General features: G+C 62.6%; 15 protein-coding genes. 5 read left to right on the top strand and 10 right to left on the bottom strand.

Features of this window, described 5'->3' with window-relative positions:
- A partial coding sequence (gene grxD / locus VJR68_RS20735; RefSeq protein WP_324150713.1) for a Grx4 family monothiol glutaredoxin occupies positions 1 to 908 on the bottom strand: 908 nt, incomplete at its 3' end.
- 159 nt (positions 909 to 1,067) lie between these two features.
- A complete protein-coding gene (locus VJR68_RS20730; protein ID WP_324150711.1) occupies positions 1,068 to 1,928 on the bottom strand; it encodes a UDP-2,3-diacylglucosamine diphosphatase in 861 nt (286 codons plus the stop codon).
- A 148-nt stretch (positions 1,929 to 2,076) separates the two neighbouring features.
- On the opposite strand from VJR68_RS20730, the gene VJR68_RS20725 reads away from it, so the two are divergent.
- Positions 2,077 to 3,282, top strand: a complete 1,206-nt coding sequence (locus VJR68_RS20725; RefSeq protein ID WP_324150710.1) for an aspartyl/asparaginyl beta-hydroxylase domain-containing protein — start codon at positions 2,077 to 2,079, stop codon at positions 3,280 to 3,282.
- A 66-nt stretch (positions 3,283 to 3,348) separates the two neighbouring features.
- Here the strand turns inward: VJR68_RS20725 and VJR68_RS20720 are convergent, their stop codons facing one another.
- From VJR68_RS20720 to VJR68_RS20705, 4 genes are all read right to left on the bottom strand, one after another.
- Entirely contained in the window at positions 3,349 to 5,181 is a 1,833-nt protein-coding gene (locus VJR68_RS20720; RefSeq protein ID WP_324150708.1) for a tetratricopeptide repeat-containing sulfotransferase family protein, read from the bottom strand.
- A 219-nt stretch (positions 5,182 to 5,400) separates the two neighbouring features.
- A complete protein-coding gene (locus VJR68_RS20715) occupies positions 5,401 to 8,280 on the bottom strand; it encodes a TonB-dependent receptor domain-containing protein (protein ID WP_324150706.1) in 2,880 nt (959 codons plus the stop codon).
- 265 nt (positions 8,281 to 8,545) lie between these two features.
- Positions 8,546 to 9,151: an SGNH/GDSL hydrolase family protein gene (locus tag VJR68_RS20710; RefSeq protein ID WP_324150705.1), complete on the bottom strand. Its 606-nt coding sequence runs from the start codon at positions 9,149 to 9,151 to the stop codon at positions 8,546 to 8,548.
- Positions 9,152 to 9,154: 3 nt separating this feature from the next.
- On the bottom strand, positions 9,155 to 10,402 hold the full coding sequence (locus VJR68_RS20705) for an aminotransferase class I/II-fold pyridoxal phosphate-dependent enzyme (protein WP_324150703.1): 1,248 nt from the start codon (positions 10,400 to 10,402) through the stop codon (positions 9,155 to 9,157).
- 470 nt (positions 10,403 to 10,872) lie between these two features.
- Between VJR68_RS20705 and rsgA the strand changes: the two genes are divergently transcribed.
- A complete protein-coding gene (rsgA, locus tag VJR68_RS20700) occupies positions 10,873 to 11,934 on the top strand; it encodes a ribosome small subunit-dependent GTPase A (protein ID WP_324150701.1) in 1,062 nt (353 codons plus the stop codon).
- Positions 11,928 to 13,208 carry a flavohemoglobin expression-modulating QEGLA motif protein gene (locus tag VJR68_RS20695; protein ID WP_324150699.1) on the top strand — a complete coding sequence of 427 codons (1,281 nt, stop codon included), beginning with the start codon at positions 11,928 to 11,930 and terminating at the stop codon, positions 13,206 to 13,208. The genes rsgA and VJR68_RS20695 overlap by 7 nt, the downstream gene beginning before the upstream one ends.
- Before the next feature lie 247 nt (positions 13,209 to 13,455).
- On the opposite strand, the gene VJR68_RS20690 is transcribed toward VJR68_RS20695, so the two are convergent.
- On the bottom strand, positions 13,456 to 13,953 hold the full coding sequence (locus tag VJR68_RS20690) for a DUF2778 domain-containing protein (RefSeq protein ID WP_324150714.1): 498 nt from the start codon (positions 13,951 to 13,953) through the stop codon (positions 13,456 to 13,458).
- A gap of 50 nt (positions 13,954 to 14,003) precedes the next feature.
- Positions 14,004 to 14,498 carry a DUF2165 domain-containing protein gene (locus tag VJR68_RS20685; protein ID WP_324150698.1) on the bottom strand — a complete coding sequence of 165 codons (495 nt, stop codon included), beginning with the start codon at positions 14,496 to 14,498 and terminating at the stop codon, positions 14,004 to 14,006.
- A gap of 235 nt (positions 14,499 to 14,733) precedes the next feature.
- Here VJR68_RS20685 and VJR68_RS20680 point away from each other — a divergent pair, with 235 nt between their 5' ends.
- Positions 14,734 to 17,022 (top strand): NADP-dependent malic enzyme, encoded by a 2,289-nt coding sequence (locus tag VJR68_RS20680; RefSeq protein WP_324150696.1) that lies wholly within the window; start codon positions 14,734 to 14,736, stop codon positions 17,020 to 17,022.
- Positions 17,023 to 17,313: 291 nt separating this feature from the next.
- Positions 17,314 to 20,007, top strand: coding sequence for a pyruvate dehydrogenase (acetyl-transferring), homodimeric type (gene aceE, locus VJR68_RS20675; RefSeq protein WP_324150694.1), 2,694 nt, complete (start codon positions 17,314 to 17,316; stop codon positions 20,005 to 20,007).
- 122 nt (positions 20,008 to 20,129) lie between these two features.
- Here aceE and VJR68_RS20670 read toward each other — a convergent pair whose 3' ends face one another.
- Both VJR68_RS20670 and VJR68_RS20665 read right to left on the bottom strand, forming a co-directional pair.
- Complete coding sequence (locus VJR68_RS20670) at positions 20,130 to 20,444, bottom strand: hypothetical protein (protein ID WP_324150692.1); 315 nt, start codon at positions 20,442 to 20,444, stop codon at positions 20,130 to 20,132.
- Positions 20,445 to 20,629: 185 nt separating this feature from the next.
- Positions 20,630 to 21,874, bottom strand: a complete 1,245-nt coding sequence (locus tag VJR68_RS20665) for an MFS transporter (RefSeq protein ID WP_324150691.1) — start codon at positions 21,872 to 21,874, stop codon at positions 20,630 to 20,632.
- Positions 21,875 to 21,883: the final 9 nt, after the last annotated feature.

Raw genomic sequence — 21,883 nt, 5'->3', positions numbered from 1 at the left:
ATCTCCGCCGCCCACGCATCAATCCCACCATCCACGCTATACACCTGCGTAAACCCATGCGCCGCGAACTGCTCGGCGACGCCGCGGCTGGAGATGCCGTGGTGGCACATGAAGGCGATCGGTGTGTCCTTGGGCAGGTTGGCGAGGGCAGCGTGGCCTTCTTCTTCCAGGATGCGTGCTTGCGGCAGCGGTTTGGCGATGGCGCGGCCCTGGGCGGGGCGGGTGTCGACCAAGGTGATGGTGCCGGCTGCGAGGCGGGGCTTGAGTTCCTGCACGCTCATTGATTGCACGCCACCGGCGTTGGCGGCGCCGGGAAACTTCAGGCTCAGGCCTTCGCCCTGCATGGTGGACACCCAGTCGATCACGATGCCTTTGGCGCGCTGGGCGCTGGCGGGGTCGAAGTGCACTTCGATGCCGTTGGCGGTGACGACGATGTCGTGCTCGCTCGCCGGGGCCAGCTGGAAGCCGGCGCTGTGGTCGGGGCCGATTTCCAGGTGCAGCGCCATGCCTTGCGCGTTGGCGGTGCCGCTGCGGATAGCCTCGGCGGCCTTGTCGGTGATGGTGATTTCCGGTGGCGTGCGATCCGGGGCGGCGACGCCGAACAGTTGATGCAATTCGCCGCTGCCGTACATCTGGCGGATGATGTCGGCGCCGCCGACCAGTTCACCGTCCACGTACAGCTGCGGAATCGTGGGCCAGTTGCCGAACGCCTTGATGCCTTCGCGGATTTCCTGATCTTCCAGCACGTTGACGGTGTGGTAATCCGGCAGAAGCTCGTTGAGCGTATTGGTGGCGGCGGCGGAGAAGCCGCACATCGGCTGGTAGCGGGTGCCCTTCATGAACAGCACCACGCGGTGGTCTTTCAGCAGGGTTTCGATGCGTTCGCGGGTGGCGGTTTCGAGCGACATGAGGGGCAGGACTCCAGCAGAGAAGGGGCTAATTGTAGCCCTTCGATATGCTGGCGGCGCGGCGGGGATCAAGGCCGGCTTTCGTAGGCTGGGATGAAATCCCAGCTTCGTTGAGCCTGGCGATGCTGGGATTTCATCCCAGCCTACATAACCCTTGGATCAGGCCGCGGATGGCAGTTCGACCTCGTCGTGCTTCTTGCGTCGAGCCAGCGGCGCCAGCGCCAGTGCCGCCATGGGCGAGGGCTGTACCTGTTCCAGGCTGGCATGGCCCAGCGCGGTTGGCTGTTCGCTCCAATGGATCAATTCCATGGCGCCGTGTTCGTCCTCGATCAGCGCGGTGCAGTGTTCTACCCAATCGCCGTCGTTGAGATAGACCACGCCGTCGATGGTGCGCACCTGGCCGAAATGGATATGGCCGCATATGTGGCCGTCCACGTTGTGTTCGCGTGCGCCGGCGGCAACGCGTTCTTCGTAGGCGCGGATATACGCCAGCGCTTTGCCGACATGCGATTTCACGATGATCGACAGCGGCAGGTACGGCATTGCCATGCGACGGCGCCAGGCGTTGATGCGGCGGTTGCCCCAGCACACGAAGCGGTGCATGGCTTCGCCAAGGTGCAGCATCCAGCTGCGGCCGATCTGTTCGGGGTCGTATTCGTCGCCGTGGCTTACGCGATAGCGGCGGCCGTCGGCGCCGACGTGGATGGCGTTCAATTCAATGCGTACGCCGCAGATGGACTGTCCCACCAGGCCGCGCAGTGCGCAGTCGTGGTTGCCGGGAATGTAGATCACCTCGACGCCGCGGCGCGCCATGTCCAGCACTTCGGCGATCACGGTGCCGTGGTCCGGATGCCACCAGCGGCGGCGGCTCAGTGATTCCAGGTCGATGATGTCGCCCACCAGATACAACTGCTGGCATTGCAGGCTGCGCAGGAAATCCAGCAGGTAGGCTGCTTTGCAGTCGGGTGTGCCCAGATGGACGTCGGAAATGAAGGCGCTTCGGCAGCGAAGGATGGCCATGGCATGACTCCCCGGTAGGTTGCCGGGATCACAGTCTGGCGCCGGAACGTCACCGTGCGATGGCGAAAAGGTTGCAAAGAGGTTGCCGTGGCTCTTTTTTCCGGCAAAGGCAGTGTGCGATAACGGCTACGGGGAGGGGAGACAAGCCATGAACACATCTGCCGAGACGCAGTGCGCGCAATGGCGCAAGGCAGCGCATGCCTGCCTGGAACGTGGCGATCTGCAGCAGGCCGGTCAGCTGTTGCAACTCGTGCTGGAGGAGATTCCGGGTGATCTGGAGGCCTTGCAGGTGCTCGGCGCCGCGCAGCTGGCGGCCGGGCATTTCACTGCGGCGGTCCGCACGCTGCGGCAAGCCGTGCAGCAGGCGCCGTCGCTGTTCGTGGAGCGCTTGCGGCTTGGCATGGCGCTGGAACGCTCAGGGCAGCCGCACGACGCGCTGACGGCGTATTTCGGGGCCTTGCGTACGGCGCAAAACCAGGGGCGCTGGCTAAGTGATGAAACCACGGCATCCGGTCTGCGCGAGGCCGTGAAACACGCCATGCGCTATGTCGATACGGGGCGGCTGGCCTGGTTTCGCCGCGTGCTGGAGCCCTTGCAACAGCGTTATGGCGTGGAGGAAATGCGGCGCGTCGAGCATTGCCTGGAAGCCTATCTGGGTGAGCGCTCCGCGAAGACGCCTGATCCGCGCCAGCAGCCGAGATTTCTCTACTTTCCCGACGTTCCCAGCCAGCCTTATTACGCACGCGAGCGCTTTCCATGGCATGACGCGCTGGAAGCCGCCACGGATGGGATACGTGAAGAACTGCACAGCGTGCTTGCACGCGAGCAAAGCCTGGAAGCTTTCCTCGGCGCACCACCACCAGGACAATCGCAACAGGCGATGCTGCAATCGTCAGGCACACAACCTGCCGCGTGGGATGCGTATTTCTTCTACCGGCATGGTGAGCGCTATGACACGAACGCCGATGCCTGCCCGCGCACGGCAGCGCTACTGGATAGTCTGCCGTTGACCCGCATCCGCGACCATGCGCCGGAAACCCTGTTCTCCGTACTGAGCCCAGGCACGCACATCCTGCCGCATACCGGTGTCACCAACGTGCGCCTGGTGACGCATCTACCATTGATCGTGCCGCCCGATTGCGCCTTGCGCGTGGGTGGCCAAACGCATGTCTGGCAGGAAGGGCGTTGCGTTACGTTCGACGATACGTTCGCGCATGAAGCGTGGAATCGCAGCAACGAGACGCGCGTGGTGTTGATCCTGGATAGCTGGAATCCGGATCTGACGGAAGCCGAGCGTGAAGGGGTCACCGCTTTGATCGAAGCGATCGGCGACTTTAACGCGGCGGCCTCGTAGGTTGGGGTGCGAACCCCAACATCATGATCCTGATCGACATGGCGATGTTGGGGTTTGCACCCCAACCTACGTGTAGCCGAGCCGTTCCATCATCGGTTGCAGCATCGGCAATATCGGTTCGAACATCTCGCGATACGCATGCCAGCGGTGCACCGCGCCACGGTGAATGCCCTGGGTCACCTGCGCATAGCTTGGCGTGCTGATGTAGTGCTTGTTGCGCGCGTGCTCGGCAAAGCGCGCCAGTGGGGCGGGGTCATCAAGTTCGAGAAAATGTCCCAGTTTCAGCACGTGTTCGTCGAAACGATTCACCACCGATTCGTATCGCCATTCGAGCACGCGCGGCGCGAACACTTCCACCTGGCTGAACCAGTGATCGAAGGCGCGTACATAACCGCGTGCCAATCGTTGCAACGAACTGCACAACACCATGAAGGCGGGCGAACGGAAGGATTGCATATAGCAGCTCAGCAGCACATCGCACGGATGGCGCAGGCACAGAATGATGCGTGCTTCCGGAAACAGGCGCATGATCATCGGCAGGCACAGCATGTTGAGCGGATTCTTGTCGACCAACCGGCGCGTGCCCAGTTCGGGCACGACCTTGTGCACCATCGCTGCATACGCGTCGCGTAGCTGATCGGCTTCCGATGCGGTTATGTCAGTGAGTGCCGAGGGATACGGTTGACCGGCTAGCGTCATCCGCTCGGTCAATTCATGGATAAATGCGCGCTCATCCATCGCGCAGAAGTCAGGATGCGCATCCAGCATTTGCTCCAGCAGCGTGGTGCCGGAACGTGGAAAGCCGACGACGAAGACGGGACTTTGTTCGCTGCGTGGCGGCTTCAGATCGGTCCAGCGGTCGTGTTCATGGCGGCTGACGCATAGGTCGGCCATCGCCAGCGGCTGGCTGTCTTCGGTCATCAGCTCGGGCACGATGGTGCGTGCAATGCTGAGTTGTACGTCGTGGGCGCGTTGCAAGGCTTGCCACGCGGCATGTGGCAAGCCTTGCTTGTCGTAAGCGCCGGCGAGGCCGAATGCGGCCTGGGCAAGCACATCGGCATCGCTGCTCGTTGCCAGGATGCGCTCGTAAAGCTCCGCGGCGCGTGCGAACTCGTTACGGCGTGCTGCAACGGCGGCGTGCGCCAGCCACGCGGCGCATAAGAGTTGCTGGTGATCCGCAGGCAAGTCGTTCAGTGCCAAGCTCGCCAGTTCGGCTTCGGCCAGATCGAGCTGGTTGGTGCGCTCGTACAATGCTGCGCGCATCGCGGTTATACGCAGGCGCATCATGCTGGCCGTATCGCCGTCCGGTATCGAAGCGTCGTGCAGAGTGCGCAGCGCTGCATCCTGTTGGCCCAAGGTGGACAACATGCTCGCCAACGTCAGCGCTTGCTCCGCGGGTTGCGGCGGCCAGTTGGCAGCGTTTTCCAGCATGATTTCTTCACCGGTGTTGTCACCGCACACGTGGCAGGCGTGTGCCGCTTGCAGGCGTGCTTCGATAAAGTCGGGCGCGAGCCGCACGGCGTCCAGCAGAGCGTTGCGTGCGGCCAGCCATTGCTTTTGATGCAGATGAAGCAAGCCGAGGTTGTAGTGCACGTCGGCCTGCTGTGGGGCGAGGGTCAGGGCTTGTTGCAAGGCTCGTTCGGCGGTCGATGCGTCGCCGGCTTCGCGCGCGACGAGGCCGAGGTTGTTCCAGTATTCGAAGGTATGCGGTTTAAGCTGCGTCAGGCGCGTGAGTAGCGGCAAGGCTTCGTGCAGGCGTTCGGTAGCGCGCAAGGCTAGGGCGCGGAGTAGCAGGGTGGTTTCGTCGTCTTGCAGAGGCGGTTCGCTCAGCGCCAGTACGCGAGCCATGTCGCCTTGGTTGAACGCTGCCAATAACGCGGCGGATTGCGGAGTGTTCACGCCATGCCTTTTTTGCAGAGGTGAGTATGCGGGCAGAGCGCGATTTTAAAGGTCCACGCCGATGTTATTTCAAGCCGAATTGTCATTCCGGCGAAAGTCCGCCGGAATGACGTTAGGCGGAGCAATGCTCTGCGGCGAGCGGTGAGTTCGAAGGATGGCGTCCCAAGCCCTCCCCCATCATTGATCAAAGATGGGGTGAGGGGCTAATACTGCAGATCGTTAGAACTTCACCGTTGCGCGCGCCCAGTAGTAACGGCCCAGCACGTCATACGTTGCCGTGTCGACGTTGTAGTTCGGGCCGTTCTGGTAGATCAGCGGCGGTGCCTTGTCGGTGATGTTGTCCACGCCGAACTCGAAGCGCGTCTTGATCGCCGGCACGTTGTAGGCGATCTGTGCCGAGTGATACAGGATCGAGGCGATCGGTGCGCTCGCGCCGGTAAGGATGTCGGCGTTGAGGTCGGTCATGTGGTTGATGTAGCGCGTCTGCCACTGGGCGCTCCAGTTGCCGAGCGACCAGTTGAGCGTCAGCGTGCCGCGCCAGCGGGCAATGCTGCCGAACTGTTGCGTGTACGTGCCGGCATAGTTGACCGTCTTCGCGCCCGGTTGGCCCGGCGTGGCGTCGTTGTAGAACGAGCCGGTATAGGTGGTGTTGAGGCCCACCTTGAAGTTGCCGGGGTTGAAGCTGCCCATGTCGAAGTGCGGGATGGCATAGCTGGTGCTGAAATCCACGCCGCTGGTGCTCAGGTTGCCCAGGTTCACAACGGGCGTGTTCAAGAAGTAGACGGCGCCCGCCAACGCGTTGCTGCTGGGATAGCGGTGGATGAAGTTGCAATACGGGCTGCTGTTGTTGGCGAAGCAAGTGTCGAGCACGGTCTGCGCAGCCAGCGGCGTCAGCATGTCATGCAGGTTGATGCGCCACACGTCGACGGTAGAGGAGAAGCCCTCCAGCCAGCTCGGCGAATACACCAGGCCGAGGTCGAACGACGAGCCGTGTTCGGGCTTCAGATTGACGCCCGCCGGTTTGCCGCCCGACGTATAGGCCGTGACCTGCGGGATGGGGTTGCCCGCCCACTGCGGCGGCACGAATTGGCAAGCCGCCTGGTGCGCAGCCAGCGTGGCGGCAGTAAGGCCAATGCAGGGATCGTTGACGGTGGGGCCGCCAATGGTGAGGCCGTCGTCCAGCTCGTTGAGGTTAGGCGCGCGGAACACCTGCGTGACCGTACCGCGGATCAACAAGTCGGCGATCGGTCGGTATTCCAGCGCGAGCTTCTTGTTGGTGGTGGTGCCGGAGGTGCTGTAGTCGGAGGCGCGGATGCCGATATCCACGTTCAACGAATACGCGCCGGGCTTTTCTGATAGCAACGGGATCAGCGATTCGGCGTAAAGCTCCTTCACGTTGATGCTGCCGCGACCCGGCGAGCCGCAGGCCTCGGCCAGCACGGCGCAGGTGGCGGTGCCAGGATTGAGAATGGCATCCGGCGTCACTGTGTAGTTCATGGAGTTCCACCGGTACAGCGCACCGGTGGAGAGCTCCATGGCGCCGGCAGGCAGATCCCATAGTTCGCCGGATGCGTTGAACTGCAACTGCTTCATCGTATTGGTGAGGGTATAGACAGGTGCATCCACGCCCTTTGCCAATTGTGCCGACACCGCAGGATCGGCCTGGTTGAAGATGTTGCCGCCGCCGTTGATCACTGCCTGCAGATCGGCAATGTTCACCTCGTTGTAATTGGTCTGCTGGCGGTTGGCGTAGCCGTAGTTGAGGCTTGCATCCCACAGCCAGCTGCTCTGGCCGAAGTGGCCGCGCAATCCGGTATTGAGCTGGAAGTTATCGGTGTTGAAGGTATGCAGGCGCGTACCCAGCCCGGTGAGGCGCTCGCTGATCACGTAGCTGGTGCCGGTGTAGCCCGGCGGTGTGCCAAAGGTGACGCCAAACGGATTGATCGGATTGTTCGCCGTCACGTACCAGCCGTCGCCGGTGCTGGTGGGCGCCGGGGCGTCCTGGCCGGAGGAATTGGTGCGGTTGTAGAACACATTCGCGAACGCGGTGAGGTTCGACGTGATGTTATAGTTGCCGAGCACGAAGAAGTTCACGCGCTTCTGCTCGGTCTGGATGTAGTTGTAAGCGTTGTAGTTGAAGGTGTCGTTGGAGCCGCCATAGCAGCGGTAATCGCCGAGGCTGCTGCCATTGCCGCTCGCCAGGGTCACGTAAGCGTTGCCTGCGGCGTTCACGTGACAGCCGCCTGGCGTGAGCGCTGCCGGAACCAGGATGCGTCCGGTAGGAATCGTGCCCGAGCCTTGCGGCGTGGGGACGCCGCTGGACAGGTACAGCGCGCGCTGCGAGAAACCGCGGCGCAAGGCCAGCGTCGGGGTGTATTTGTTCCAGTCGATGCCGGCCACGATGTTGCCATCCGCGCCGCTGGCGCCGGTGGTGAAGTTGAAGCCGCGGCGCTGGCTGTCGCCATGGCTGGAAATGCCGTCATTGATGCTGAATTCCGCACCCTTGAAATCCTTGCGCAGGTGGAAGTTCACCACGCCGCCGACTGCATCCGAACCGTAGGCGGTGGAGGCGCCTTCCGCCAGCACGTCCACGCTCTGGATCATGTTCTGCGGAATCATGTTGAGATCCGCGTTGGCCATGCGCTGGCCATCCACCAGCACCAGGGTGCGGTTGGTGCCCAGTCCGCGCAGCGACACGCGCGAGGCACCGTCGCCACCTTCCAGCGTGGGGCTCGCGCCGCCGCCGCCGTTGCTGTTGTTGGCCGGGTTGGTGGCGTAGCCGGAAACGCTGGGCAATTGCTGCAGCACGTTGCCGAGTGTCGGCGCGCCGTTGGCGGTGATCGCACCGCGATCCAACGTCACTACGGGGCTGGCGGTTTCAGTGTCGACGCGGCGAATCAGCGAGCCGGTCACCGTAACGGCCTGGAGCGTCTTGGTCTTGGACGGCTGCGATTGATCGCCGTTCTGCGTGTTCTGTTGTGAGGTGCTGTTCTGTTGCGCCCCCGCGTCCTGTGCATGGGCCACGACGGCTGACGAAGCGATGCCGACCGACAACGCCAAGCGTACCGCCACGGACAAGCGATTGTAGTGAGCTTGCATGATGACTCCCCGAATAAATGGCCATAGAGGAGCATCGGCGCAACGAGGCTAGTGAGCTGTCTTCCCTTGCAACAGCTAGACGCGCAAACGTCTAAACATTCCCCATCACTGCAAGTTGCCCAATGTCCCCTAATGACAACTCTTTCAGGAAATTGACGTGGAGTAAATACTTGCGACGCCATTTGACGCGCGGAAGTGCAAATATTTTTGATTGAATTGTGCCGATTTGCGCATGGCTTGCGGACATCGTCCGTGCGACAGCGCTTCAAGCGGTGCGCAATGCCGCGGCGACCACCGGTTCGATGGCGTCCGTCCACAAAGCATATTGCGCGCCAGCAGGATGCAGGCCATCGGAGGCAACCAGATTGGCATGCTCGCGCGAGATGCCGGTGATGTTGACGAAGGGCGCGCCGGCCTTGCTGGCTTCTTCGCGCGCCATCGTGTTGAAGGTATCCAATTCGCGGGCGATTTGCGCGCGATCGCGCCCGCTGGCATAGCCGAAGGGCGTCACGCTCCAGTCCGGAATGGAAACCACCACCACGCGTGCGGCGCGCCGGCCAGCCAGTGCAACGGCACGCAACAGCAGCGTGCGGAACTGCTCGCGATAGTCGTCCGCCGAGCGGCCGCGGTATTGGTTGTTGACGCCGATGAGTAGCGTGACCAGGCCGTAGTCCGGCGCGAGCGCTGCCTGATCCATGCCGGCGGAGAGCTCGTCGGTCGTCCAACCGGTCACCGCGATGATCTGCGGATCATCGATCGCCACTGCCTGCTTGCGCAGCTTTTCCACCAACTGCATCGGCCAACGTGCCTGGGCAGGCACGTCTTCGCCGATGGTGTAGGAATCGCCCAGGGCGAGATAGCGCAGCAACATCGGTCAGCGGGCAGCCACGGCGGCGCGCGGTGCTTCTTCCGCAGCCATGCGTTCCAGCACGCGCTCCATGCGCACGAACACTTCGCGCAATTGCGCTGGCTGCGGCAACAGGGTGAGACGCATGTGGCGGCTGTTTGGCACGTTGAAGCTGGTGCCCGGCACGATCAGCACGGATTCCTCTTCCAGCAGGCGCAGCGCGAACGCGTTGTCGTCGAAATCGGCGATGGCATCGCTGCGTACGCGCGGGAACCCGTAGATGGAACCTTCCGGCACCACCACATCCAGGAACTGGCTGGCGGCGACACCATCCAGCACGGCTTGCCGCGCCTGGTACAAGCGGCCGGTCGGGGCAGTCAGCGCGGTGATGGTCGGTGCATCCTGCAGCGCCGGAATCACCGCCCACTGCGCGGTAACGTTGGCGCACAGGCGCAAGGCAGCCAGCAATTGCAAGGCATCACGGTATTCGTGCGTGCGCGACGGATCGCCGGAAAGACTCAGCCAGCCCACGCGATAACCGCAGGCACGGTGTACTTTGCTCAGGCCGCCGAAGCTGAGGCAGGGGTGGTTGCCCGCCACTTCGGCCAGCGGCTGGAACGGCGTGCCGTCGTAGAGAATCTCGTCGTAGATCTCGTCGCACAGCAACAACAGGCGGTGCCGCGCGGCGATCGCCACGATCTGTTCCAGCAAGGCGCGTGGATACACCGCGCCGGTGGGATTGTTCGGATTGACCATCACCAATGCGCGCGTGCGCGGGGTGATCAGTGCTTCCATTTCTTCCGGATCCGGCATGTGCCGGTTTTCGGCGAGGCAGCGGTAATAGCGCGGCACGCCACCGTTGAGGATGGTGGCGGCGCTCCACAGCGGGTAATCGGGGCTGGGTAGCAGCACTTCGTCGCCCGGCTGCAACAGCGCGCGCAGGCTCAGGTCGATCAGTTCGCTGACGCCGTTGCCGATGAAGATGCGTTCCACCTGGACATGCCGCGCGCCACGTGCGCGCTGCTGCGCGGCGATCGCTTCGCGCGCTTCTTCCAGGCCTTGTTCGTGACCGTAGGCCTCGCTCTCATGCAGATGCGCGGCAATGGCTTCGCGCAGATGGGCGGGTACCGAAAAGCCGTAGCGGGCCGGATTGCCGATATTGAGTTTGATGATCGGCGTTCCTGCCGCTTCCAGTTCGCGCGCGCGACGAGTCAGTGCGCCGCGGATTTCATAGCGCACTTCGGCCAGGTGCGCGCTGGGCTTGATCGGGGACAACGGCGGAATCCTTATTTGTGCATTGCAAGAGCGATGCTAGCAGCGAGATCGGGCGCTGTGGGGCCTGGATGAGACAAAACGGCGGAAAAGCTATGAACCGGATTTCATATGGGCACTTCTATAAATGGCCCGCTACGTAAGAGGAGGCGATGTAAGAGGAGGCGATACGACTGACGCTTGTCGCGATGCGCCCCCTCCCCTGCGACGGCAGGGGAGGGTTGGGGTGGGGTTGCCTGAGCTTTAGCGTACGACCGAATTTCCCCAGAAAAATGGCGCGCGGCGATGTTCGGCTACCGCCGCTCGCTGCGCTCGCACCCCACCCTAACCCTCCCCTGCAAGCAGGGGAGGGAACCGTTTGTCGCGATGGTCGAGGCCCGCTTCGCTTGAGAACCATTTATAGAAGTGCCCATATGCCGGTTTGCTCTTTCCCGAGTCCCGAGTCCCATCGAAGATGGGCATAATCCCATCCCATGACCGACGCGCAGACCATCGAACGGCTCCGCCACATCGGCTGGCGGGGTCAGGACTTGCCGGGCGAAGGACGGCGGCTGGCGCGCGTGGTGGCGCAGCACCGTGCCGGCTACGAATTGCACGACGGCGAGCAGGTTTTCAGTGCCCAGCCGGCCGGCCATTTCCTCAAGCGTGGGCTGGACCCGGCCGAACGCCCGGCCGTGGGCGATTTCGTGGAAATCGAACCAGGCAAGCCACCGCACATCCAGATCGTGCAGCCGCGGCGCACCGTGCTGTCGCGTGCCGCGGCCGGGGAGCGCTACGAGCGGCAGGTGATCGCCACCAACATCGACTACGTGCTGGTGCTGACCGGGCTGGATGGAGACTTCAATCCCGCCCGGATCGAGCGCTACCTGTCGCTGGTGGAAGGCTCCGGCGCGCAGCCAGTGGTGGTGCTCAGCAAGCCCGATGTTGTCGAGGGCGTGGAAGAACGCATCGCCGATCTGAAAGCCCGCCTGCCGGAAGGCACGCCGATCCACGCCATCAACGGCAAGGACCCGGCCAGTGCGGCGGTGCTTGCCGCTTACCTCAAGCCGGGCGACAGCGCGGTGCTGGTGGGTTCGTCCGGCGCCGGCAAATCAACGCTCACCAATACGCTACTCGGCAGCCAGCGCATGGCGATCGGCGACGTGCGCAGCCACGACAGCCGCGGACGGCACACCACCACCTATCGCGCGTTATTGCAGCTGCCCAGCGGTGGCTGTCTGATCGACACGCCGGGGATGCGCGAGCTCAAGCTGACCGGCGAGGAAAACCTCGACCTGTTCGCCGATATCGAAGCGCTCGCCGAGAACTGCCGTTTTGCCGATTGCGGCCATGGCAGCGAGCCCGGTTGCGCCATCCAGGAAGCCCTGCACGATGGCGAAATCACGCCCGAGCGCTGGCGCAATTACTTGAAGCTGCGCGATGAGCGCGAGGAACAAGCCAACATGCTCGAATCGCGCTTGCGCCGCCAGCGTGGCGGGCGGCCGGCTGCCAAGCCGCATGGTCCGCGCGGCTCGCGCGAGCGGGAGGGATGGTGAGCAGTACCGCCGAGAAAACCATTCCGGCAGCACTGGAAGCGTATGCCGTGCTCGACAAGCGTCTGCTGGCGGCGGTGAAGGGCATCAACATCCTGTCGACCGTGAGCTGGCCGGCATCCTTGGAAGACCGCATGATCGAGGCGTATGGCAAGGGCCAGTACGCCTTGCCGGAAGTGAGCTATCGCAAGCCCGATCTTTCCGAAGTGCGCAAAGAACTCGCGGCGATTGAAAAGGAGGCCGGCGACGGCGATCCGCTGCGCGAATATCTGCGGCGCACCGCTGAAAGCTGGCGCGTCGCTGCCGAGATGCTCGAAGCGGTGGGTACCGAGGGCGTTACCGCGCCATCGATCCAACTCTATGGCCGTCCTGGCGATGCGATTCCCGGCAGCCATTACAGCAACCTCGATGCGGCACGCTATTTCGTCGAGCTATCCGACGAACTCGGCGCGGACATGGCCGACGACGACATCGTCACCAACATCTCCTCCGAGTTGCTGCGCAAAGACCTTTCCAAGGTGCTAGATGATTTCTTTGGCCAGGGCGTGATCGCCGTGGAGGTCGACAACGATCTCACTGCCAAGGCAGCGGCTGGCGCCACGCGCATCCGCCTGCGCGGCGGCACGCGTTTCAGCCAATACGATCGTCATCAGTTGCTCAATCACGAAGCCTATGTGCATTCGCTCACCGCGTTGAATGGCCGCGAGCAGCCGGTCTTGGCATCACTTGCGCGCACGTCGCCGCGAGTCACGGCGACACAGGAAGGTCTTGCCGTGTTCGCCGAGCTGATGTCCGGCGCGATCGACATCGCGCGACTCAAGCGCATCAGCCTGCGCATTCTTGCGCTCGACATGGCGCTGAACGGTGCGGACTTCGTCGAGGTGTATCGCTACTTCAATCGTTGCGGACAAAGCGTGGCGGATAGTTTCCACTCCGCGCAGCGTGTATTCCGCGGCGTGCCGTTGTGTGGCGGCTCCGCGTTCGCGAAGGACAACGTGTATCTCTCCGGCTTGATGGATGTGCACACGTTCTTCCGCTGGGCCTTGAAGGAACGCCGCATGGATCTGCTGCGTTACCTCTTTGCAGGCAAGCTGACGCTGGGCGACGTGATGAGCCTGGAACCGTATTTCCAATCCGGCGCACTCGCTGCGCCGCGCTGGTTGCCGCCGTGGATGCAGCACGTGCATGGGCTGGCAGGCAAGCTGGCGTTTTCGCTTTTCATCAATCGCGTGCGCATGTCGAAGGTGGAAGCGGAAACCTTGTCCGCAGGGTTGTAGGGCACTCGTCGATTCAAGGTTTTGTAGGCTGGGATTTCATCCCAGCTTACGCTTTTTAGCGCCGCCATCGTTTGTATAGACCCCACACAAGCAGGGTTCCGAGCGAAATCAAGATGAAGGAGACAGATACGGTGTAAAACAATTCGACGGCAGCGGCGGACTCGCAGCATTGCGCGTTGAACAGATTGAGCAACCAAAGTGAAAAGGCCTGTGGCGGGGATGGGATGGCATCGGGGTGTTCGTTCCACTAACGAGTAACAGCGATGGTGGCGCCAAGCAGCCACGCGATCAGAATTGTCGCCTTCCTCGGCTTTTTCATATGACAGTCACCATCCCGTAGGCCAACAAGGAGCTTCCTGGAATGGGATGCGTAGAAATCGGTTGCTTGATTTATCACGATGCATCCTTCACTGATGCCGAGATTTCCCTTTGGATGCAAGCGAAACTGGGCGCGTTTCATCTGATTGCAGAAGGTTTCATCATCGACTTTTCCATCATCTGCATAAAGGGAAAACCAGTCTCCGACGTTTTTCTTGAAGAGATCATAGAGCCATCCTAAGCGTCCACCCGACTCCCTATCCAGAATGTAATATTTCCTGGTTGGAATGGGCCCATGTCCTGATAAACATGTGGCGAGGCGATCATTGATATGGGGTGACAGTCCGGAAAAGGCCGGATATGAACTCGCGCCAATCTTGAACACGCTCATCGGCCGGTTATTCAATTCAAAACTGCACATAAGCATTTGCTGCAAAGAGGATCGCTCCTCCGAAAAGCATCTGAGCCTCGGGCGACTCAGGTCAGCTCGCTGTCAGGTTGACTGACGAAGATCAACACCCCGAGGATCGCCACATAAAAGCGAAAGGCAGCTTCCTGCCCGTTCCACGTCTTCGACTGCCACATGGCGAACCACTCTCCGCCAACCACCATGAAGCCGAAGAACCACACCAGAAAACCCATCACGCATCCGGCGATGACCAGGCTTTTGGCGGCATGGAAACGGGCCGCGTTCTCGCGGCGGGCGCGCCACATGGCAACGGTGCCGCTGAGCAACAGCAAGCAGGTGACGCCCTCGGCCGCGATGATCAGCCAGTAGCTTGCCTGCCACTGCGCAGGATTGGTGATCGCACGCCCCATCAGCGCATTGCCGGGAAAGGTGGTATCCATCGATAGCACATGCTGTACGAACGAGTAGTTCGAGCCGTAGTCGATGATGTTGTCGAACGTCACGATGAAAGCGAACGCGGCGAGAGCGAGGGGCAGCAGGATCTTGGCGAGGCGGGTGGTCATGGGTTTGCTGGCGAGCATGGTGTGGCAGTGAGTATCCCGGCCGGTGTGCGCGGGAGGCAATGCGTCGTGATGCGCTGCATCAAGAATTCACCGGCATAAGGTCGGCCTAAAGCGCAGCGGGTTTACTACTTATTGACTACCTGCAGTTCTCAGTGAGCGCTGTTGGCGGGTGCTACCATGCGCGGCATGCCGCGATGCGGCCCCTTCTCCCATCCCTTTCCGTTGCAACCATCCGATGGCTCATCCCGACGACTTCCGCCAAGCCGCCCTCGAGTATCACCGTCTTCCGCGCCCCGGCAAGATCAAGGTCGCACCGACCACGCCGCTGGTCACGCAACGCGATCTGTCGCTGGCGTATTCGCCGGGCGTCGCGTATGCCTGTGAAGCCATCGTCGAGAATCCGCAGAACGCCAGCCAATACACCGCGCGTTCCAACCTGGTGGCGGTGATCACCAATGGCACCGCGGTGCTCGGCCTTGGCGACATCGGTCCGCTGGCCGGCAAGCCGGTGATGGAAGGCAAGGGCGTGCTGTTCCAGAAGTTCGCCGGCATCGACGTGTTCGACATCGAACTCAACGAGCGCGACCCGGACAAGCTGGTCGACATCATCGCCGCGATGGAGCCCACCTTCGGCGGCATCAACCTGGAAGATATCAAGGCGCCGGAGTGCTTCATCGTCGAGCGCAAGCTGCGTGAGCGCATGAAGATTCCGGTGTTCCACGACGACCAGCATGGCACCGCCATCATTGTCGGCGCGGCGGTGATCAACGCGCTGAAAATCGTCGGCAAGAACATCGAAGACGTAAAGATCGCCACCACCGGCGCCGGCGCCGCGGGCATCGCCTGCCTGGACATGCTGGTGGCGCTGGGCGCGAAACCGGAGCACATCACCGCGTTCGACCGCGAAGGCGTGCTGTATGTCGGCCGCGATCAGATGGATCCGGACAAGCAGCGTTATGCGCGCGACACCAAGGCACGCACGCTGGCGGAAATCGTGGACGGTGCCGACGTCTTCCTCGGTCTTTCGGCCGGCGGCATTCTCAAGCCGGAGATGGTCGCCACGATGGCCAAGCAGCCGATCATCCTGGCGCTGGCCAATCCTAATCCGGAAATCCTGCCGGAAGATGCCAGGCAGGTGCGTCCGGATTGCATCATCGCGACCGGCCGTTCGGATTACCCGAACCAGGTCAACAACGCGCTGTGTTTTCCGTACATTTTCCGCGGTGCGCTGGATGTGGGCGCCACCGGCATCAACGAAGCGATGAAACTCGCCTGCGTGCGCGCGATTGCCGCGCTGGCGCAGATGGAGTCCGGCGACCTTGCCGGCGCGTACGGTGGTGAAGCACCGACGTTTGGCGCCGAATACCTGATTCCGCGCCCGTTCGACCCGCGTTTGCTGGTGCTGCTGGCGCCGGCTGTCGCGCAAGCAGCCATGGATTCGGGCGTCGCCACGCGGCCAATCGAGGACATGGAAGCCTATATCGAGAAACTCAGCCAGTTCATCTATCGCACCAGCCTCGTGATGAAGCCGGTGTACGAGCGCGCGCGCGCCGATCGCAAGCGCGTGGTCTACGCCGAAGGCGAAGAAGAAACCGTGCTGCGCGCGGTGCAGACGGTGATCGATGAGAAGCTGGCGCATCCGATCCTGATCGGCCGTCCGGACGTGATCGAAACGCGCATCGAACGCCTGGGTTTGCGCATGCGTGCGGGCGTTGATTTTGAACTCACCAATATCAATGACGATCCGCGCTTCAACGAGTACTGGCAGCAATACCATGCGCTGACCGAGCGCCGCGGCGTCACGCCGGCGGCGGCGAAGAACCTGATGCGTTCGCGCCCGACGCTGATCGCCTCGATGATGGTCAAGCGCGGCGAAGCGGACGCGATGATCTGCGGCCTGGTTGGGCGCTACCACAAGAAGCTCGGCTACATTCGCAGCGTGTTCGGTCTTGATCCGGGTGTGTCATGCACCTCGGCGATGACGGCGGTGATCAACGAGAAGGGCACCTGGTTCTTCCTCGATACGCACGTGCAGTACGACCCCTCGGCCGAGCAGATCGCCGAAGCGACCATGCAGGCCAGCTATCGCTTGAAGCTGTTCGGCGTCGAGCCGAAGGTGGCGCTGCTGTCGCACTCCAATTACGGCAGCCATGACAACCCCAGCGCCGTGAAGATGCGCGAGGTGCGCAAGCTCCTCTGCGCCCGCGCGCCGGGCCTGGAAATGGATGGCGAAATGCAGGGCGATACCGCGTGGGACGAGGAAGTCCGCCGCCGCATCTTCCCCAACACCACCATGGGCGGACGCGCCAACCTGTTTGTGCTGCCCAACCTGGACGCGGCGAACATCGCCTACAACATGGTGCGGGTGATGACCGACGGCGTAGCGGTCGGCCCGATCCTGATGGGCGTGGACAAGCCGGCACACATCCTCACGCCTTCCTCCACCGTGCGCCGCGTGGTGAACATGACGGCGATCGCGGTGGTGGATGCCCAGATCCGCGCGGCGCAGGTCGAGCGCAGCTGACCGTAGGTTGGGGTGCAAACCCCAACATCCGGAATGCATGTGGATGGCAATGTTGGGGTTCGCACCCCAACCTACGACCCTTCGCATACGTATGTATGGTCCGACAATTGGCGGGACCGGGGCGGCAACGCTAGAATCGAACGGTTAGCTCGTCCAGCGGCGAATACGCCACGCGGTCCCTCCTAAGTTCCGTGCCGGCCCGGCCGCCGGATCGATGCCTGCCTCGGCTTCGTCGCCTCCCCGCGACGCACACCCACCGCAAGGCGGCGCTCGGCGCCGCGGAGACGTTTCATGGATCAGCTCGACGACATCCTCCACCAGGACCTCGATCCCACCGAAACCCAGGAATGGGTCGAATCGCTCAGCGCCGTCATCGATCGCGAAGGCACCGAACGCGCGCACTTCCTGCTGGAGCGGCTGGTCGACTCCACGCGTCGTTCGGGCGGCTACCTGCCGTTCGATCCCACCACCGAATACGTCAACACCATCCCGCCGCATCTGGAAGCCAAGATGTCCGGCGATGCCGCGATGGAATGGCGCATCCGCACCCTGATCCGTTGGAACGCCATGGCGATGGTGGTGCGCGCCAACCGCAAACCGGGCGAACTGGGCGGCCATATCGCCAGCTTTGCGTCATCCGCCACGCTTTATGACGTCGGCTTCAACCACTTCTGGCGTGCGCCGAGCGCCGATCACCCGGGCGACCTAGTGTTCCACCAGGGCCACTCCAGCCCTGGCATCTATGCGCGCTCCTTCCTGGAAGGCCGCATTGCCGAGGAACAGCTCGACCTGTTCCGCATGGAAGTGCTTGGGGCTGGCCGCGGCCTTTCCTCCTACCCCCACCCGTGGCTGATGCCGGATTACTGGCAGGTGCCGACGGTGTCGATGGGCTTGGGCCCGATCCAGGCCATCTACCAGGCGCAGTTCTGGAAGTACTTGGAAAACCGCGGCCTGATGCCGAAGACCGACCGCAAGATCTGGTGCTTCATGGGCGACGGTGAATGCGACGAGCCCGAATCGCTGGGCGCGATCTCGCTGGCCGGCCGCGAAGGCCTGGACAACCTGATCTTCGTGATCAACTGCAACCTGCAGCGCCTGGACGGTCCGGTGCGCGGCAACGGCAAGATCATCCAGGAACTGGAAGGCGTGTTCCGCGGCGCCGGCTGGAATGCCATCAAGGTGATCTGGGGCAGCTACTGGGATCCGCTTCTGGCGCGCGACAAGAACGGCGTGCTGCGCAAGCTGATGATGGAAACCATCGACGGCGAATACCAGGCCTGCAAGGCCTTCGGCGGCGCGTACACGCGCGAGCATTTCTTCGGCAAGTATCCGGAGACGCGCGAGATGGTCGCCAACCTGAGCGACGACGATATCTGGCGCCTCAACCGCGGCGGCCACGATCCGCACAAGGTGTACGCGGCCTATCACGCGGCGAGCAACACCAAGGGCATGCCCACCGTGATCCTCGCCAAGACGGTGAAGGGCTACGGCATGGGCGCGGCCGGTGAATCGCAGAACCCGACGCACCAGCAGAAGAAGCTGGACGACGAGGCCGTACGCCACTTCCGCGACCGCTTCAACATCCCGGTCTCGGACGAGAAGCTCAAGGAAGTGCCGTACTACCACCCCGGCAAGGATTCGCCGGAAGTGCAGTACATGCTTGAACGCCGCAAGACGCTCGGCGGTTCGCTGCCGCAGCGCCGCCGCCACACCGACGTGAAGCTCAAGGCGCCGGATCTGAGTGCCTTCGAGCAGATCACCAAGGGCACCGGCGACCGCGAAATCTCCACCACCATGGCGCTGGTGCGCGGCATGAACCTGTTGCTGCGCGACAAGGCCATCGGGCCGCGCATCGTGCCGATCGTCGCCGACGAAGCGCGCACTTTCGGCATGGAAGGCATGTTCCGCCAGATCGGTATCTATGCGCCGGAAGGCCAGAAATACCGTCCGCAGGACGCCGACCAACTGCTGTACTACCGCGAAGACCAGAAAGGCCAGGTGCTGCAGCAAGGCATTTCCGAAGCCGGCGGCATGGCGTCCTGGCTGGCGGCAGCCACCAGCTACAGCATCAGCAACCAGCCGATGCTGCCGTTCTTCATCTACTACTCGATGTTCGGCTTCCAGCGCATCGGCGATCTGGCCTGGGCTGCGGGCGACATGCGTTCGCGTGGCTTCCTGATCGGTGGCACCTCCGGCCGCACCACGCTCAACGGCGAAGGCCTGCAGCATGAAGATGGCCATTCGCACCTGCTGGCGGGTTCGATTCCGAATGTGCGCGCGTACGATCCGACCTTTTCCTACGAAGTGGCGGTGATCATGCAGGACGGCACGCGTCGCATGCTCCAAGAGCAGGAAGACGTGTACTACTACATTACCGTGATGAACGAGAACTATGCCCATCCCGACCTGCCGCAAGGCGTGGAGGAAGGCATCGTCAAGGGCATGTACCTGTTCAAGGATGCCGGCAAGCCGAAGAAAGGCGAACCGCGCGTGCAGTTGCTTGGCTCGGGTACGATCCTGCGCGAAGTGATCGCCGCGGCGGAATTGCTGGAGAAGGATTTCGGCGTCAGCGCTGACATCTGGTCGGTGCCGAGCTTCATCGAAGTGCGTCGCGATGGCTTCGATGCGGAGCGCTGGAACCGCCTGCATCCGGAAAGCCCGCAGCGCGTGCCGTACGTCACCGGCCTGCTGCAGGGTCGCCAGGGTCCGGCGATCGCCGCCACCGACTACGTGCGTGAGTATGCCGACCAGATCCGCGCCTTCATGCCGGATGGTATGCATTACACGGTGCTCGGTACGGATGGTTTCGGCCGTTCGGACACGCGCGAGCACCTGCGTGGCTTCTTCGAGGTGGATCGCTACTGGATCGCCCATGCCGCACTCGCCGCACTGGCGAAGGAAGGCAAGGTCAACGCCAAGGATGTGTCGCGTGCGATTCGCGAGTACAAGCTGGATCCGGAAAAGCCCAATCCGCTGACGGTGTAACTAACAAAAAAGCCCGCCGAAAGGCGGGCTTTTTCGTAGGTTGGGTTAGCGCAGCGTAACCCAACAAATTCCGATTCCGCGAAGATCGTTAGGTTACGCTGCGCTAACCCAACCTACGCCGGTCAATCTTCGTCGCGGCGCAGCGTGCGATAAAGCAGAAACAACGCACCCACCGTACCGGCGACGATCGCCGCCGTAGCCACCGGGTGCCTGCCCGCATGGCGACGCAAGCGGCGGTACTGGTAGTTGGCTTCGTCGGCGAAATCTTCAGCACGGCGTGCCACGCGCCTGCGGGCGTCACCGCTGCTGAGCTTGCTGACGGCACGGCGGCCACGGGACAGCCAGCTATCAGCAGTATCGGCGGCACCGTCTGCATACTCGCGCACACGGTTGCCAAGGTGGTCGAGGCGGCGTTCGATGTCGGCTTGCCTGCTCATGGCGATCTTCCTTCTTCAGTGTTCCGGGTGGTTCAAATTGCCAGCGTTCACGTGAGCGCGACGTTAACCGATGGTAGACGTCCAGGCATGGTTTTGCATCCACTATGTCGACGATGGCAAGCGCCATGCGGGCTAGCGGCGACGCGCCGTGTTCATCGAAGGCGTCCACCGCAACGACATGGCATCTATGTTGACGACGGTTCCGCATGCAGCCGCTGCCGCCGCCGCAATGTGGGGAACATGGCCATCCACAGCCCAACCACCACCAGCGTGCCGATACCGCCGATAACGGCCGAGCCCACGGCACCCAGCCACGCGGCGAGCATGCCGGACTCGAACTCGCCAAGCTGATTGGATGTGTTGATAAAGATCGCATTCACCGCACTGACACGCCCGCGCATGGCATCGGGTGTATCCAGTTGCACCAGCGAGCCGCGGATCACCATGCTCACCATGTCGAACGCGCCCAGCGTGAACAAGGCCAGCAGCGATAGCCACAACACCTGCGATAGCGCGAACACCAGTGTCGCTACGCCGAATCCTGCGACGGACGCGAACATGATCTTGCCCACGTTGCGTTCCATGTTGTGGTGCGCGAGCCAGAACGACATCAGCAAGGCGCCGATAGCAGGCGCCGCGCGCAGCAAGCCCAACCCCCACGGACCGGTGTGCAGAATGTCCTTGGCGAAAATGGGCAACAGCGCGGTCGCGCCACCCAGTAATACGGCGAACAAATCCAGCGAAATCACGCCGAGGATGTCCTTGCGTTCGCGGATGAAATGCACGCCGGCAAACAAGGTCTTCAGCGTGGCCGGTTCGCGTTTCGGCGGCGACTGCTCGTAACGCAGCTGCGACACCATCACGGTGGAAACCAGATACAACACGGCCGCTACCGCATACACCACGCCGGGGCCGGCGATGTACAGCAAACCACCCAACGCTGGGCCCATGATCATCGCCGCCTGCATCGCGGAACCGTTCACGGCCATGGCGCGCGGCAGCAGCACGGGTGGCACCAAGGCCGGCACCATCGATTGCATCGATGGCGATTCGAATGCCTTGGCTGTGCTGATCACGAAGATCAGCAGCAGGATGCCCACTTCATCGATGGCGTGCAGCAAGGTCAACGTCGCCAACAGCACAATCGCGATCCACTCCACGATCTGCCCCATCAGCACGATGCGCCGCCGGTCAAACTGATCGGCCAAATGGCCTGCCGGCAGCGCCAGCAGCACCGACGGAAAAAATTGCACCAGGCCGATCAGGCCCAGATCAAACGCGCGGCCGGTGATGGCATAGATCTGCCAGCCCACCGCCACCGAGAGCATCTGAAAACCAAAGCTGGAAGCGGTGCGGGCGCACCAGAAGGCGAGATAAGCGCGGTGGTTGAGCAGGGAGTCGGCCGAACCCGGCGCGGACGTGGAAGACATGCGGTGTCC

The sequence above is a fragment of the Dyella sp. genome, from assembly GCF_035277725.1.
In the GTDB taxonomy this organism is placed as follows: Bacteria; Pseudomonadota; Gammaproteobacteria; order Xanthomonadales; family Rhodanobacteraceae; genus Dyella_B.
Note: the sequence above shows the minus strand (reverse complement) of the source record. Positions and strands in the feature narration are given on the sequence as shown.

Coding starts and splice junctions, on each gene's coding strand:
- VJR68_RS20730 (WP_324150711.1), bottom strand. CDS start 1,928: ATGGCCATCCTTCGCTGCCGAAGCGCCTTCATTTCCGACGTCCATCTG.
- VJR68_RS20725 (WP_324150710.1), top strand. CDS start 2,077: ATGAACACATCTGCCGAGACGCAGTGCGCGCAATGGCGCAAGGCAGCG.
- VJR68_RS20715 (WP_324150706.1), bottom strand. CDS start 8,280: ATGCAAGCTCACTACAATCGCTTGTCCGTGGCGGTACGCTTGGCGTTG.
- VJR68_RS20710 (WP_324150705.1), bottom strand. CDS start 9,151: ATGTTGCTGCGCTATCTCGCCCTGGGCGATTCCTACACCATCGGCGAA.
- rsgA (WP_324150701.1), top strand. CDS start 10,873: ATGACCGACGCGCAGACCATCGAACGGCTCCGCCACATCGGCTGGCGG.
- VJR68_RS20695 (WP_324150699.1), top strand. CDS start 11,928: ATGGTGAGCAGTACCGCCGAGAAAACCATTCCGGCAGCACTGGAAGCG.
- VJR68_RS20690 (WP_324150714.1), bottom strand. CDS start 13,953: ATGCTTATGTGCAGTTTTGAATTGAATAACCGGCCGATGAGCGTGTTC.
- VJR68_RS20685 (WP_324150698.1), bottom strand. CDS start 14,498: ATGACCACCCGCCTCGCCAAGATCCTGCTGCCCCTCGCTCTCGCCGCG.
- VJR68_RS20680 (WP_324150696.1), top strand. CDS start 14,734: ATGGCTCATCCCGACGACTTCCGCCAAGCCGCCCTCGAGTATCACCGT.
- aceE (WP_324150694.1), top strand. CDS start 17,314: ATGGATCAGCTCGACGACATCCTCCACCAGGACCTCGATCCCACCGAA.
- VJR68_RS20670 (WP_324150692.1), bottom strand. CDS start 20,444: ATGAGCAGGCAAGCCGACATCGAACGCCGCCTCGACCACCTTGGCAAC.
- VJR68_RS20665 (WP_324150691.1), bottom strand. CDS start 21,874: ATGTCTTCCACGTCCGCGCCGGGTTCGGCCGACTCCCTGCTCAACCAC.